The sequence below is a fragment of the Streptomyces sp. NPDC001135 genome, assembly GCF_053598395.1.
The window spans coordinates 1-14,222 of the sequence record NZ_JBSFKD010000061.1 but is presented as its reverse complement, the minus strand read 5'-3'; the positions used below and the strand labels follow the sequence as shown (position 1 = coordinate 14,222).

Sequence of the window (14,222 nt, the reverse complement as noted above, 5' to 3'; positions counted from 1 at the left end):
CAACATGTTCGCCAATTCCAGGCAGCTTTCTGTGTTCAGACGCGCCACGTGAGAGAAGCGGGCGCAGAACGGCACGCGACAGCGACGTGCCGGAAGGTGGTGACGGGAATCCCCGAATGTGCCACGGACGGGCACATCAGAACGGCGTGCTCAGCAGCCGTGCGCGATCCGACCCGGAACCCAGACCGTGCTCTGGGCGAGGCGACCGAGATCAGAGCTGGTGTACATCCGCTGGTCGCCTCCTTTCGGTAGTGATGGATCGGCTACCGCAAGCTAGTGGCTGGGGCGACACAGGTCAAGAGGTCGGCGTCCGGCGGCGGAGGGGGTCAACCGGTGGTTCCTCCGCGCGCGGCGGTTTCCGGGCGAGGAGCCGCCGCCTGGCGGTGCGGTCCGTGGTCCCTGCACGGCCCCCCGTCTACTTCGCCGCACCCCGCGTCCCCGCGCCACGGCCCGGCGTCCGGCGTCCGGCAGACGCAGGGGTGCCAGGTGGCATGGATGTCCCGTCCCGTCGCGGGTTCGGCCTGACGGCACAGCGGCTCGAAGGACAGGTACGGTCGCCGTGCCCGGGTTCCGGGAACGAGGTGACGGCACCTCACTGGGCGACGAGCCGGGCCGTCGTGCCGTTCCACAGGGTGCCCCGGGAGATCGGCGCCTCGACGGTGGCTCCGGCATGACGCGTCCGCAGGAAGACGATCCGGCCGGACCGTAACAGCCTCCGCACACCGGGCGGCAATCCGTCCAAAACCGTGCGGATCTTGGCTCGGAAAGGCCGTTGGCCTGCGACTTGTTGGTGTGGGAGGGTGGTGCACGGTTCCGCGTCGTGTGCGCCCTCACGACGCGTCCCACGACCAGTCCGACCCATGACCATCGGGGCGCAGGGGGTTCCTTTCGTGTTGGGCAGGATCTCGACACTCGCGCTCGGGGCGTTCGCGGTGGGGACGAGTGGATACATCGTCACCGGTGTGCTCCCGGACCTCAGTTCCGAGCTTTCCGTCTCCTTGTCCACGGCCGGACTGCTCGCCACGTCGTTCGCCGTGGCGTACGCGATCGGTTCTCCGCTGCTCGCCGTGGCGATGGGCGGATGGCCCCGGCGGCGGCTGATCGTCGGCGCGCTGCTCGTGTGCGCCGCCGGCAACGCGCTGGCCGCCGTGGCACCGGGCCTGGGGGTGCTGCTGGCCGCGCGGATCGTCACGGCGGTCGGTGCCGCGGTGTTCACCCCGGCAGCCACCGCCGCGGCGGCCGAGCTGAGCGGGCCCGAACGCAGGGCACGTGCGGCGGCGTGGGTGTTCGGCGGACTGGTGACGGCCACGATCGTCGGGGTACCGGCCGGGTCGCTGCTCGCCGGACCACTGGGCTACCGGGGCGTCTTCTGGCTGGTGGCCGCGTTCTGCGCGCTCGCCGCGGTGGCCGTCGCCGTGGTGGTGCCCGAGGTGGCCGCGCCGCCGCGGGTGACGCTGCGGGAGCGTGTCGGGGTCGCGGCGGACGCGCGGGTGCTGGTGGTGCTGGCGATCACGCTGGCCGCGAGCCTCGGGGTGTTCACCGTCTACACCTATGCGGCGCCGGTCCTGGCCGACCGGGTGGGGGCGCACGGCACCGGCCTGAGCCTGCTGCTGTTCGGGTACGGAATCGGCGGCGCCCTCGGCAACGTCGTCGGAGGTGTCGCCGCCGACCGGTACGGCTGGCGGGTGCCGCTCCTGGTGTCCGTGTCCGGCAGCGTCCTGGCGCTCGCGGCCCTGTCCGTGGCGCACGGTACGGTCCTCGCGACGGTGCTGCTGTTCGCGTGGGGCGTGTCCAGCTGGGCGTTCAACCCACCGGTGCAGCGACGGCTGATCGAGCTGTCACCCGGTGCGGGCGGTCTGCTGCTGGCCCTCAACGCCTCGGCCCTCTACCTCGGCATCGGGCTGTCCGGAGTGGTCGGCGGGGCGGTGATCGACCGCGTCGGGATCGGGGCCGTGCCACTGACCGGGGCCGCGCTGTGCACCGCTGCGGTCGTGGTGCAGGCCGTGTCGGGGGGCCGGTCCGCGGCACCCGAGGCGTCCGGGGTGTCCGAGGTGCCCGGACGATGACGGGGCGGCGGTACAGGACCGCGGTACAGGGGGCCGCGGTGAAGCGGCCGCTCGGGGAAGTGACCGGTACGGCGGAGGACACGCATGCGTGAGCTGAGGGACGCGGTGGGGATCGTCACCGGGGCGTCGCGTGGCGTCGGCCCGTACATCGCACAGCACCTGGCCGCGGCCGGTGTGCGGCTCGCGCTGGTCGCGAGGTCCGAGGACGGGCTGCGTGCCACTGCCGAGGAGATCGCGCGGCGGCACGGCACCAAGCCGCTCGTCGTCCCCGCCGACGTGTCCGACGAGGAGGCACAGCGGCGTGTCGTCGAGACGGTCCGCGCGGAACTCGGCGCGCCGGCGCTGCTGGTGAACAACGCCGCGGTCGAGCGCGTCGCCCGGTTCCAGGACGTGCCGGTCGAGACGATCAGGAGGATGCTCCTGGTGAACCTGTTCGGCGCCGAGGCCATGACCAGGCTGGTGCTGCCCGACATGCTCGCGGCCGGCCGTGGACACATCGTCAACATCGGCTCCGTCGGAGGGCGTACGGCCTACCCGTACGCCACCGTCAACTCCTCCGCCAAACACGGCCTGGTCGGATTCACCTGGTCCCTGCGTGAGGAACTGCGCGGCACCGGCGTGGGTGTCTCGGCCGTGTACCCGACACTGATCGCGGACGTGGGCATCTCGTCGGGCTGGACCGGAGGCCGACGCCCCGTGCTGCTCGGCCGGGTGACGCCGGACGACGTGGCGCGCGCGGTGCTGACATGCGTCCGCCAGAACCGGGTGGAGGTCACCGTCGCTCCCGTCACGGAGCGGATCGCGGACGTGGTGAGCGCGGTCTCGCCCCGGCTGACCTCCTGGATCGCCCGGGTGGGCGGCGTCCATTCCTATCTGCGCAGGGTCGCCGACGCGCACACACCGGTACGAAACGAAGAAGACAGAACACCCTAGCGGGTCACGCTAGGGGGTCCGGCCTGATCGGCCGGCCGCCAACGGGGGGACTGTAATGACCGAGAAATCCGACATATCCATATCCGAACACTGTTCCGGGTCCGCGCCCGGCCGTGACGAGATCCTGACCCGGGCGCGTGAGCTGCTCGCGGGGATCGACCCCGGCCATGACCAACCACGCGATCCGGGCGAGCCGTTGGCCCTCGAATCGCTCGGAGCGGTCGCCCTCAAGGCCGCGCTCGACGCGGAGTACGGCTCCGACGTGCCGCTGGAGGTCTTTTTCGGCCGCTGCACGCTGGAGACGGTCGCCGACGCCGTGCGCAACCACCGCACCGGCGACGGCCCGGTGCCGCCGCTGGTCCCCGCGCCCGAGCGCGCCCACGAGCCGTTCCCGCTGACCGAGGTCCAGCAGGCGTACTGGCTGGGCAGCCGCGGCTTCGACCTCGGAGGGCGCTCCGCGCACTTCTACGGGGAGCTCGACCTGTTCGCGGCCGAACCCGACCAGGTGGAGAAGGCGTTCAACCTCCTCGTCGACCGCCACGGCATGCTGCGGGCGGTCCTGCTCCCCGACGGCCGCCAGCGCATGATGCCGGAGGTCCCGTACTACCGGATCCGCCACGCCGACCTCGGCGAGCTCGGTGAGCAGGAGTGCGAGGCCCGGCTGCGGGAGACCCGCGACGAGATGTCGGCCCAGGTCTTCGACCCGCACACCTGGCCGCTGTACGAGATGCGCACGCACCGCCTGCCCGGCGGACGCCTCCGCCTTCATGTGAGCATCGACCTGCTGTTCGCGGACGCCGGCAGCATCCAGATCCTGATGGCCGAATGGATCCGGCTGGTCCTCGACCCCGCCTCGGCCGGCCCGGCGCCGGACCTCACCTTCCGGGACCACGTCGAAGCCCTCGCCGCCCACCGCGCACAGCCCGGCCACGACCGGGCCCGTGCCTACTGGTTCGACCGGCTCGACACCCTTCCTCCGGCGCCCGAACTGCCCGTACGGGCCGTCGACCACGACGGGCCGCCGGTCTTCGTCCGCCGGGAGCGGCGCCTGCCCGGCCACGTGTGGCGGCGCCTTCGGGACCGCGCCAACACCCTCGGCGTCACCCCGTCGGTGCTGCTGTGCGCGGCCTACGCGCAGGTGCTGCGCACCTGGAGCCGCACCTGCCGGTTCACCCTCAACCTCACGCTCGCCGACCGTCCCCGGGTGCACCCCGACATCGACCGGATCGTCGGCGACTTCACCAGCACCGTGCTGCTGGAGTGCGACCTCGGCGGCGCACCGAATCTGGGCACGGCCGCGGGGAGGCTGCAGGCGCGCCTCCTGCAGGACCTGGCACACGCCCGGTTCAGCGGGGTCGAGGTGCAGCGCGAGCTGGCCCGCCGCGGCGACCCGGCACAGGCGCGGATGCCCGTGGTGTTCACGGCACTGCTGCGCGAGGAGGACGGGCTCGGCGGGTTGGAGGGCATCCTGTTCGAGACCGGCCACGCCCTGTCCCAGACACCGCAGGTCTACCTCGACAACCAGGTCGTGGCGCGCGGCGGGGACCTGGTCGTCAGCTGGGACGCGGTGGAGGACGTGTTCCCCGGGGGCGTGCTCGACGCCATGTTCGCCGCGTACCTGGAGCTCCTCGAGCGGGCCGCGGAGGGCGAGGACCCGGGTCCGGTGCTGCTGCCGCCGGGGCAGGCCGCCGTACGCGCGGCGGTGAACGACACCCAGGGGCCGCTGCCGGACGAACTGCTCCACACGGCACTGGACCGGAGGGCCGCGCAGGATCCCGAGGCCCCTGCCGTGATCACCGCCGCCCGGACGCTGACCTTCGGCGAGCTGGACCGGCGCGCACACCAGGTGGCGCGGCGCCTGCGCGCGCTGGGGGCGGGCCGTGCGAACACCCTGGTCGCCGTCCTGATGCACAAGGGCTGGGAGCAGGTCGTCGCCGCGCTGGGCGTGCTGCGTGCCGGCGCCGCGTATCTGCCGGTGGACGCGGGCCTGCCGCCGGACCGTGTCACGCAGCTCGTGGCGGCGGGCCGGGCCGATGTCGTGCTCACCCAGCCGGGTGTGACGGTGCCGCCGGGCGTCACCGCGCTGGTGGTGGGGGACGAGCCGTGGCCGGACGTGCCGGACACGCCGGTGGAGCCGCCCGCCACCGGACCGGACGACCTCGCCTACGTCATCTTCACCTCGGGATCGACCGGGCGGCCCAAGGGGGTGATGACCAGTCACCGCGCCGCGGCGAACACCGTCCAGGACATCGACGAGCGGTTCGGCGTCGGTCCGCGGGACCGCGTGCTCGGGCTGTCCTCGCTGAGCTTCGACCTGTCCGTGTACGACGTCTTCGGTGTGCTGGGGGCCGGCGGGGCCCTGGTGCTGCCCGCCCCGGACGAGTCCCGTGATCCGGCCCGCTGGCTGCGGCTGGCCGAGGAACACCGGGTGACGCTGTGGAACAGCGTGCCGCCGCTGCTGGAGCTGCTGGTCGAGCACTGCGAGCGGCAGGGCGCGGCCTTCCCCCCGACCGTGCGCACGGCGCTGCTGAGCGGCGACTGGATCCCGCTCTCCCTGCCGGGACGGGTCCGGGCCGTCGCCTCGGGCACACCCCGGCTGGTGAGTCTGGGCGGCGCCACCGAGGCGGCGATCTGGTCGATCTGGCACCCGATCGACCGGATCGACCCCGCGTGGACCAGCATCCCCTACGGCACCCCGCTGCGGAACCAGACCTTCCATGTGCTGGACGCGGAGCTGGCCGACCAGCCCGACCACGTCACGGGCGAACTGTTCATCGGCGGCGCCGGCGTCGCCCTGGGGTACTGGGACGACCCGGAGCGGACCGCGGAGCGGTTCATCGGCCATCCGGCGACCGGGGAGCGGCTGTACCGCACGGGCGACCTCGGCCGGTATCTGCCGGACGGCACGGTGGAACTGCTCGGCCGGGACGACTTCCAGGTGAAGATCGGCGGTCACCGGATCGAGCTGGGCGAGATCGAGGCCGTGCTCGGCGGGCATCCCGGTGTGCGGTCGGCCGCGGTGGTGGCGCGGGACGGCAAGCGGCTCGTCGCCTATGTCGTGCCCGAGGACGGGTCCGCCCCGGCCGAGACCGAACTGCGCGGCCATCTCGCCGGGAAACTCCCGGCGTACATGGTCCCGTCGGCCGTGGTCCTCCTCGACCGGCTGCCGACAGGGCCCAACGGCAAGCTGGACCGGCGTGCGCTGCCCGCCCCGCCGACGGCCGCGGGCGCGGGCCAGGAACCGCCGGCGACGCCCGTGGAGGAGGCGCTCGCCCGGGCCTGGGCGGCGGTGCTGCCGGCGGACCGGATCGGCCGCCACGACAACTTCTTCGCGCTGGGGGGCGACTCCCTGCTCGTGGTCCGGGCCGTCGCCCGGGTCGCCGACGAGGGACTGCGGCTGACGATCGCCGACTTCTACGCGCACCAGACCGTCGCCGAGCAGGCGGATGCCGCGACGGCCCTGCCGGCGACCGCCGCGGACCGGAGCGAGGTCACCGGCCGGGCCGGGCTGTCACCGAGCCAGCTGTGGTTCTTCTCCCAGGAGTTCGCCGACGCCCACCACTGGAACGGCATGTGGCCGGTCTTCGAACTGGACCGGCCGATGGAGACCGGTGCGCTGCGCGCCGCCCTCGACACCGTGCTCGCCCACCACGACGGCCTGCGCGCCCGGTTCGTCCGCGACGGTGACGGCTGGCACGCGGAGCTGCCGGGCGCCGAGCCGGTGGAGGACTCGCGGGTGACGCTGGTCGATCTGGGCGAGGTCCCCGACGACCGCGTCGAGGCCGAGATCGCCCGCCATGCCGCGCACCGCAACGGCGGACTGGACCCGGCGGCCGGGCGGACCGTCCAGCTCACGCAGTTCGACCTGGGCCCGCACCGGCGCCCCCGGCTGCTCGTCAGCGCGCACTGGCTGGTCATGGACTACTACGCCTCCCGGATCTTCCACGAGGATCTGCGCACCGCCTACACGGCGCTCGCGGGGGGCGAACGGCCGGTGCTGCCGGGCAAGACCGCCTCGCTTCCGCTGTGCGCGGAGCAGCTGCGGATCCAGGCGGCGAGCGCCGAGCTCGCCGCCGAACTGCCGCACTGGACCCGGCTCGCCCAGCTCTCCCCCGCTCCCCTGCCGGTCGACCACCGCCTCGGCCCCAACTCCCAGGAGTCGGCGGTACGCCTCTTCGCGGAGGTCACCGGCGACACCGCGGCGGCCGTGGTGTCCGGGCTGCCGCGGAAACACGGCGTCGAGATCCGCGAGGTGCTGCTCACGGCCCTCGCGCGGGCGGTGACCGCCTGGACGGGCGAGCCGGAGACGCTGGTGGAGGTCGAGGGACACGGCCGACGGCGGGCGTTCGGCGCGCTCGACGTCACGCGCACCGTCGGCCGCTTCTCCACGCTGTCACCGCTGCTGCTGCCCGCGGGCGACCTCGCGTCGGTGCGTGACCGGATCCGCGAGACACCGCACCAGGGTGACGGCTACGGCCTGCTCAGGTATCTGCACCCGGACCCGGAGGTGCGGGAGCGGCTGGCCCGCGTCCCGGCACCGGAGATCGGGTTCAACTACTGGGGCGACGTCAGCGAGTACTTCACCGGCGGCGCCCGGCCGGTCGTGGAGTCGTTCGGCCACCACCGCAGCGGCGCGGGCCACCGGACCCGGACGCTCGACCTCATGGCGATGGCGTCCGGGGACGCCCTGAGGCTGGTGTGGACCTACAGCCGCCATCTGCACCGCGAGGAAACGATCCGCGCCCTCGCCGACCGCTTCGTCGCGGAACTGCACGCGCTCGCGCGGAGCGCCGTATGAACAAGGGAGCACACATCGTGGACCACCCGCGTCCGGAGGAGATGTTCGGCGCGGTCACCGTGCCCGAGGTACTGGAGCTCGCCGCGGCCACGCCGCGCGGGATCACCGTGGTGGACCGCCGGCTGTCGGCGGTGCCACTGCCGTACGCGCTGCTGGCCTCCGGGGCGCGGCGGGTGGCCGCCGGGCTGGCGAAGGCCGGGGTGGAACGGCAGGACCGGGTGGCGATCGTGTCGTCCACCTCGCCCGGGTTCCTGCTCAGCCTGTTCGGGGTGTGGCGGGCGGGGGCGGTGCCGGTGATCCTGCCGCTGCCGCACCGGCTGTCCGACCTGCCGGACTTCGTCGAAGAGGTCGGCCGGCGGCTGGACCATGTCGACGCGCGGTGCGTCGTGGTCGCCGACTCGTTCGGCGACTTCGTCACCAGCCGGGTCACCGGCGGCCGGACGGTGCTGACCTGCGGGGAGCTGGCCGCCTCGCGCGAGGAGAGCACCGGTCCGGTCCCGGTGGGCCCCGACGACCTGGCGTACCTCCAGTTCACGTCGGGCACCACGGGCCTGCCGCGGGCCGTCGCGCTCACCCACCGGCAGATGCTGACCAACGCGGCGGTGTGCTGCGAACGGCTGCGGCTGGACCGGGAGCGGAGCGTCCATGTGAGCTGGCTGCCGCTCTACCACGACATGGGGCTGATCTCCACGCTGGCGGCCATGGCCTACCGCATCAAGCTGGTGCTCCAGGCACCCCAGGACTTCCTCGCCCGCCCCGATTCCTGGGTGGACGCGCTGTCCGCGTACCGGGCCACCAGCACGGTCGCGCCCAACTTCGCCTACGGCCTCGCCGCGCAGAGCATGACCGAACGGCCCCGGGACCTCGACCTGTCCGCGTTGGAGGTCTGCGGGGACGGCGCGGAGCCGATCCGGTCCGGGCCCCTGGAGCGGTTCACCCGGGCCGGTGCCCGCCACGGGCTGCGGCCGGAGGCCGTCACCCCCATGTACGGCCTGGCCGAGGCGACCTTGGCGGTGGCCATGGGCGAGGTCGGCGAGCCGATCGCCTGGGACCATGTGTCCCGGCGGGAGCTGCAGCGGGACGGGGTGGCCCGGCCGGTCCCGGCCGGGGATCCGGACGCGCGGGCCCTCGCGGTGTGCGGCCGGCCCGTGCCGGGCGTGGAGGCCGAGATCCGGGACGCGGACGGCAAGGCCCTCGACGACCGCCGGGTCGGCGAGATCTGGGTGCGCAGCCCGTCCGTGATGACGGGGTACTGGCAGGATCCGGAGGCGACCGCCGAGGTCCTCGGCGACGGCTGGCTGCGCACCGGCGACCTCGGCTACCGCACCGAACGCGGCCTGGTGGTGTGCGGGCGGCTCAAGGACATGATCATCGTGGGGGGCCGCAACCTCTACCCGGAGGACTACGAGCACGTGGCCGCCGCCGTGGAGGGCGTACGGCCCGCGTGCGCGGCGTTCCCGGTGCCGGAGACCGAACGGATGATCGTCGCTCTGGAGCCCCGGGAAGGCGTCGACGACGGGTACGACGGCCTCGCCGACCGGGTGATGCTCAGGCTGCGCGAGCAGCTCGGCCACGCCCCGGACAAGGTGGTCGTCCTGGAGCGCGGCTCGATCCCGCGCACCTCCTCCGGCAAGGTCCAGCGCGGACGGTGCCGGGAGGGCTATCTGGCGGGACGGCTGCGGGTGCTGGCGGAGACCGTCCGCTGACCGCAGCCGCCGCCCGGCCCGCCCGCCCGGTCACCCGGGCGGGCGGGCCGCTGTCCGTCAGCGGCGCCGGGTCACCACGACCCGTGCGCCCCGGGCGGGGATCAGCGTGACGTGGTGGGCCTTCTGCGGCTCGGGGGCCGGGTCGTCCGGCCGGATGTCGTAACGCGAGAGGATCTCACGCAGCGCCACCTGCGCCTCCAGCAGTGCGAAGCCCGCGCCGATGCAGCGGCGGGCGCCGCCGCCGAACGGGATCCAGGTGTGGGCGGGCGGCTGGCCGTCGAGGAACCGCTCGGGGCGGAACGCGTCCGGCTGGTCGTGGTAGGCCGGGTCGGACTGGACCAGCCCGATCGCGGGCATCACGGTGGCACCCGCCGGAATCCGGTATCCGCCGACCTCCAGCGGGCGGGTGAGCTGCCGGGCCACCTCGTACACCACGGGCTTGAGCCGCAGGCCCTCCTTGGCGACCGCCGTCAGATACGCCTCGTCGCCCTCGTCGGCGGCGCGCCGCGCCCTGCCCAACTGCTCGGGGTTGCGGATCAGTTCGTGCACGGCCCAGGCCAGGCCCGTGGCGGTCGTCTCGTGTCCGGCCAGGAGCAGGGTGATCAGCTGGTCGCGCAGCTCGGCGTCGGTGAAGCCACCGCCCTCCTCGTTCTCCGCCTGCTGCAGCAGGCGCGACAGGACGTCGGTATGGCTGTGCAGGTCCGCGGAGCCACGGCGGCCGGCGATCTCCTCGTACAGCAGCGCGTCCAGGCGGCGCTGCATGGAGGTGTGCCGGCGCCACGGACCGATGCGCTGGAGCAGCGGGTACGGCAGGCCCAGCAGGGTCACCGGGCCGATGTCGGCGATGCCGCGCACCAGCGGACGCATCTGCGCCAGCCGGGCCTCGTCGGTCACGCCGAACACGACCTGGAGGATGACCTCCAGGGTGAGCGCCTGCATCCTTCGGTGCACGCTGATCACCCGGTCCTCCGGCCAGCGTTCCACCTCCGCCTTGGTCAGGGCGGTCACCATCTCCCGGTAGCCGGCCAGGGCCGCACCGGTGAAGGCGGGCATCAACAGCCGCCGCGAACGGCGGTGTTCGCCCTCGTCGGTGAGGAGCACCGAGTGGTCGCCGAGGGCCGGGCCCATGATGGCGTTGCCCTCGCCGGCGTGCAGGACCTCCACCGGGCCGCCGAAGACCGTCTTGATGTCCTCCTGGCGGCTGAGGATGACCAGGTGCCGGGTGGGTGTGGTCAGCCTGAGGGTGAACACGTCCCCGTAGCGGCGGCGCAGCACCGGGAACAGGTGGTGGCGGTACTGAGCGAAGAGCAGGGTCTGCACGGTCGCGGGCAGCCGCAGGCCGGGCGGCCGCCTCCCTCGGGCCGGCCGGTGTGTGGCCGCCGGTATCGCTGACGCGCCGTCAATACTGCTCGACATCGCCTGTTTCCCCCTTGAAAAGCAAGGCTGGGCGGCCATGTGGTCCGCACAGCCGGTCGTGTGGTTCACGCTAGCAGCCGGGGCGTCCGACGGACATGACGAGCGTGCGCCGTCGCATCCTTCCGGCCGCCTGCGGCTAGGGTCCTCACATGCTCGGACCGATTCTGCCCGCCCCGGTCGTGTGCGCCGAGGCGTTCCGCGACGCACCGGAGTGCGTGCTGCTGCCCGAGGAACGGGAGGTGCTGGCGCGGATCCGGCACGAGGAGCGGCGGCGGGAGTTCGCCACGGTCCGGCACTGCGCCCGGCGCGCCCTCGCCGAACTGGGCGTCGCGCCCGCGCCGCTGCTGCCGGACGGGCAGGGGGCGCCGTGCTGGCCTCAGGGCGTGGTCGGCAGCATGACGCACACGCTCGGGTACCGGGCGGCGGCGGTCGCCCCCCGCTCCGCGGCGCGGGCGGTGGGCATCGACGCCGAGCCCCACGCCCCGCTGCCGCGCCGGGTGGTCCGCGGCGTCGTCCGGCCGGAGGAGCGGCAGCGGCTGGCCGCGCTGCACGCGGCCGATCCGGCGACGTGCTGGGACCGGCTGCTGTTCTGCGCCAAGGAGGCCGTGTACAAGGCCTGGTACCCGATGACGCTGCGCCGGATCGGCTTCCTCGACGCGTCGGTGGACATCGACCGGGAGACCGGGGCCTTCCACGCCGAGGTGCACGCGCGGACGCCGGCGGCCGGGGACGGCGGCCGGGCCGCGGCGTCCCCCCGCTCGTTCACGGGGCGTTGGACCGCCTCCCCGCGGCTGCTGGTCGTCGCCGTCGTCGTACCCGCCCCGCCACGGCACCCGGAGCCCGGTACCCGGCCCACGAGTTGAGCGGGGAGGCCAGCGCCCCGAGGCCGACGAGGAGCCGCAGCCCGCCGGCCAGCGCGATGATCAGGTACATGTTGTGCCAGTGCTGCTCCAGCACACCGCCCAGGATCGAGGCGACCGGGATCGACATGAACGCGAGCATCCGGGTCGTGGCGACGACACGGCCGAGGAGCTCCGGCGGCACGGTCCGCTGGCGCAGGACGAACCAGGCGACCATGTTGACCGTACCGATCCCGTAGATCAGGGCCCACAGCACCGAGATGCCGACGACGTCCCGCACCGCGACCAGTGCCACGATCCCGGCGCCCGCGAGCACCGTTCCCGCGATGACGATCCGGCCCGGCGCGAAGCGCCGGCCCAGCCACGGGCAGACCGCCGCCCCCAGCACCGCCCCCGCCCCCTGTGCCGCCAGGACCACCCCGATGAGGGCCGACGACATCCCGTGGTAGTCACTGAGGTAGTAGACGAGGTTCGCCTGCACCATCCAGGTGCCCAGGTTGGCGAGGGCGAACAGGGTGGCGCCGCTCAGCAGGACCCGGTTGTCGCGGCCGATGTGGACCAGCGCGTCCTTGATCTCGCCCAGCAGCTCGCGGCGCTCCGGCGCGCCCTCGTCCGGGGACGGGCACGGTCCCGCGGACCCGCTCGTGCCCCGTCCGATCGTCAGGATGGCCAGGCCGGACACGGCGAACGTGGCCGCGTCGGCCCAGACCGCCCCCTGGTAGCCGAGAGCGGCGATGAGCACGCCGGCCACGGCCGGGCCGGCGAGGCTCATCAGGTTGTCGCCCATCTGCATCCAGGAGTTGGCGCGTTCCAGGTCCTGGTCCCGCACCAGGCGCGGCACCAGCCCCTGGAAGGCCGGGTAGTACAGCGGCTCCACGCACGCCAGCAGGAACGCGAGTGCGTACACCAGCAGCACGGAGGAGGTGCCCGATGTCACCACGAGCGCGAGCAGCCCGGCCAGCGCCGTCGCCGTCAGGTCCCCGACGACCAGGATCCGCCGGCGGTCGAACCGGTCGGCGAACACCCCGCCGGGCAGGGAGAGCACCAGCAGCGGCGCGTACTCCAGCGCGTACACCACGGCTGTGTTCAGCGCCGAGCCGGTCAGCTCGAACACCATCAGCGGCAGCGCCAGCCGGTAGATCCAGTTGCCCAGCCCCGACACGACGAACGCGAACAGCAGGAGTTCGTACGGGGCCCCCAGCCGCCGGCGGGAGGCCGCCCGGCCGTCCGTGCTCACCCCGTCACCTCGCGGATCAGGCCGGTCACGGCCGTACGCCAGGGACGGAGGTAGAAGTGGTCGCCGGGGAACATGCGCACCGAGAACGGGCCGGACAGTTCCTCTCGCCAGGCCTCCAGCTGGGTGAGGGGGATCGGGTCGTCCGTGCCGCCCAGCACGGTCGCGGGCACCGCGAGCGGCCCGGCACCGGGGGCCCGAAACGTCTCCCGGTACGTCTCCAGGACCTCGTAGTCGGCCCGGAAGTACGGCAGCACGAGATCGCGCAGCTCGGGGTGGTCGCGCAGTTCCGCCGGCACCCCGCCGTGCCGGCGGTCCACGACCTTCAGGAACTCCTCCTCGGGCAGGTCGTGGATGCGTCCCTCGTACGCCACCAGCCCGGGCGCGGGACGCGCGGAGAGGAACAGGTGGCGGGGCAGCGGACGCCCGGCCGCCGCCAGGGCGCGGGCCACCTCGAAGGCGACCAGGGCGCCGAAGCTGTGGCCGAAGAAGACGGTCGGCAGGTCGGTGCGGATCTGTCCGGTGAGTTCCTCCGTCAGGGGCCCCATCCGGGTGTGCGGTGCCTGCCTGGCCCGGGCGCCGCGGCCGGGGAGCTGCACGGCGCAGACGTCGACGTCCTCGGGCAGGTAGCGGTGCCAGCGGCTGAACTCGGCGGCGGTGCCCCCCGCGTGGTGGAAGCAGTACAGCCGCACCCGGGCGGCCGTACGCCGTTCACCGCGCACCACCCAGTGTTCGTCACCGGAGGGCGCCGGAGTCGGTGCCGGGTTCGAAGTCCCGGGCGGCGTCGCGGTCACCGGCCCTCCCCCGCCTGGCGGCGCAGCTCACCCGCGAGTGCCTCGATCGTCGGGAACTCGAACAGCACGCCGATGCTCAGCTCGACGCCCAGCCGGTCCCTGACCTCGGCGATCAGGCCGACGGCGCTGAGGGAGTCACCGCCCAGGGCGAAGAAGTCCTCGCCGTGTCCGACGGCCTGCACGCCGAGCGCGGCCTGCCAGACCTCTTCCAGGACCGCCGTGACGTCCTGCCCCGCGGTCCGGCCCCCGGGCGGTGCGGACCGCTCGTGCGCGACGGGCGCGACGGGCTCGGCGGGCGCGGCGGCAGCCGGGGGCGCGACGGGACTCTCCGACTACGTACTACGTCTGCTCGCCAAGGACCCGGCCCTCCGGCCCACAGCGGAGCAGGCCGCCGACTGGCTCGCCGCATGCCACC

The 14,222-nt window shown here is 73.7% G+C and carries 10 protein-coding genes and 1 pseudogene; 6 read left to right on the top strand and 5 right to left on the bottom strand.

Translation table 11 applies throughout. From position 1 onward, the window contains the following. Positions 1 to 592 precede the first annotated feature (592 nt). Positions 593 to 721 carry a hypothetical protein gene (locus ACWC94_RS40975; protein WP_450802708.1) on the bottom strand — a complete coding sequence of 43 codons (129 nt, stop codon included), beginning with the start codon at positions 719 to 721 and terminating at the stop codon, positions 593 to 595. Between the two features lie 169 nt (positions 722 to 890). Between ACWC94_RS40975 and ACWC94_RS40970 the strand changes: the two genes are divergently transcribed. From ACWC94_RS40970 to ACWC94_RS40955, 4 genes are all read left to right on the top strand, one after another. Continuing rightward, complete coding sequence (locus ACWC94_RS40970; RefSeq protein WP_450802707.1) at positions 891 to 2,066, top strand: MFS transporter; 1,176 nt, start codon at positions 891 to 893, stop codon at positions 2,064 to 2,066. 84 nt (positions 2,067 to 2,150) lie between these two features. Further along, positions 2,151 to 2,999, top strand: coding sequence for an SDR family NAD(P)-dependent oxidoreductase (locus ACWC94_RS40965; protein ID WP_450802706.1), 849 nt, complete (start codon positions 2,151 to 2,153; stop codon positions 2,997 to 2,999). Between the two features lie 55 nt (positions 3,000 to 3,054). Beyond that, complete coding sequence (locus ACWC94_RS40960) at positions 3,055 to 7,797, top strand: amino acid adenylation domain-containing protein (RefSeq protein ID WP_450802704.1); 4,743 nt, start codon at positions 3,055 to 3,057, stop codon at positions 7,795 to 7,797. Beyond that, positions 7,794 to 9,503, top strand: coding sequence for an AMP-binding protein (locus tag ACWC94_RS40955; protein WP_450802703.1), 1,710 nt, complete (start codon positions 7,794 to 7,796; stop codon positions 9,501 to 9,503). Before ACWC94_RS40960 ends, ACWC94_RS40955 begins: the two co-directional genes overlap by 4 nt. Positions 9,504 to 9,560: 57 nt before the next feature. Here ACWC94_RS40955 and ACWC94_RS40950 read toward each other — a convergent pair whose 3' ends face one another. Beyond that, complete coding sequence (locus ACWC94_RS40950) at positions 9,561 to 10,919, bottom strand: cytochrome P450 (RefSeq protein WP_450802702.1); 1,359 nt, start codon at positions 10,917 to 10,919, stop codon at positions 9,561 to 9,563. A 149-nt stretch (positions 10,920 to 11,068) separates the two neighbouring features. Between ACWC94_RS40950 and ACWC94_RS40945 the strand changes: the two genes are divergently transcribed. Then, positions 11,069 to 11,782, top strand: coding sequence for a 4'-phosphopantetheinyl transferase family protein (locus ACWC94_RS40945; protein ID WP_450802700.1), 714 nt, complete (start codon positions 11,069 to 11,071; stop codon positions 11,780 to 11,782). Here ACWC94_RS40945 and ACWC94_RS40940 read toward each other — a convergent pair. The 3 genes from ACWC94_RS40940 to ACWC94_RS40930 are packed head-to-tail and all read right to left on the bottom strand — an operon-like array spanning position 11,682 to position 14,019. Beyond that, complete coding sequence (locus ACWC94_RS40940) at positions 11,682 to 13,016, bottom strand: MFS transporter (RefSeq protein WP_450802698.1); 1,335 nt, start codon at positions 13,014 to 13,016, stop codon at positions 11,682 to 11,684. The two genes, ACWC94_RS40945 and ACWC94_RS40940, sit on opposite strands and share 101 nt — an antisense overlap. After that, positions 13,013 to 13,807, bottom strand: coding sequence for a thioesterase II family protein (locus tag ACWC94_RS40935; RefSeq protein ID WP_450802697.1), 795 nt, complete (start codon positions 13,805 to 13,807; stop codon positions 13,013 to 13,015). Before ACWC94_RS40935 ends, ACWC94_RS40940 begins: the two co-directional genes overlap by 4 nt. Further along, a complete protein-coding gene (locus ACWC94_RS40930) occupies positions 13,804 to 14,019 on the bottom strand; it encodes a phosphopantetheine-binding protein (protein ID WP_450802727.1) in 216 nt (71 codons plus the stop codon). The genes ACWC94_RS40935 and ACWC94_RS40930 overlap by 4 nt, the downstream gene beginning before the upstream one ends. Before the next feature lie 7 nt (positions 14,020 to 14,026). Between ACWC94_RS40930 and ACWC94_RS40925 the strand changes: the two are divergent. Further along, a pseudogene (locus ACWC94_RS40925) lies at positions 14,027 to 14,222 on the top strand (hypothetical protein); the annotation flags it as partial.

Bases quoted from the DNA above. Each gene is read 5' to 3' on its own strand.
- ACWC94_RS40965 (WP_450802706.1), top strand. From the start codon at position 2,151: ATGCGTGAGCTGAGGGACGCGGTGGGGATCGTCACCGGGGCGTCGCGT.
- ACWC94_RS40945 (WP_450802700.1), top strand. From the start codon at position 11,069: ATGCTCGGACCGATTCTGCCCGCCCCGGTCGTGTGCGCCGAGGCGTTC.
- ACWC94_RS40960 (WP_450802704.1), top strand. From the start codon at position 3,055: ATGACCGAGAAATCCGACATATCCATATCCGAACACTGTTCCGGGTCC.
- ACWC94_RS40955 (WP_450802703.1), top strand. From the start codon at position 7,794: ATGAACAAGGGAGCACACATCGTGGACCACCCGCGTCCGGAGGAGATG.
- ACWC94_RS40950 (WP_450802702.1), bottom strand. From the start codon at position 10,919: ATGTCGAGCAGTATTGACGGCGCGTCAGCGATACCGGCGGCCACACAC.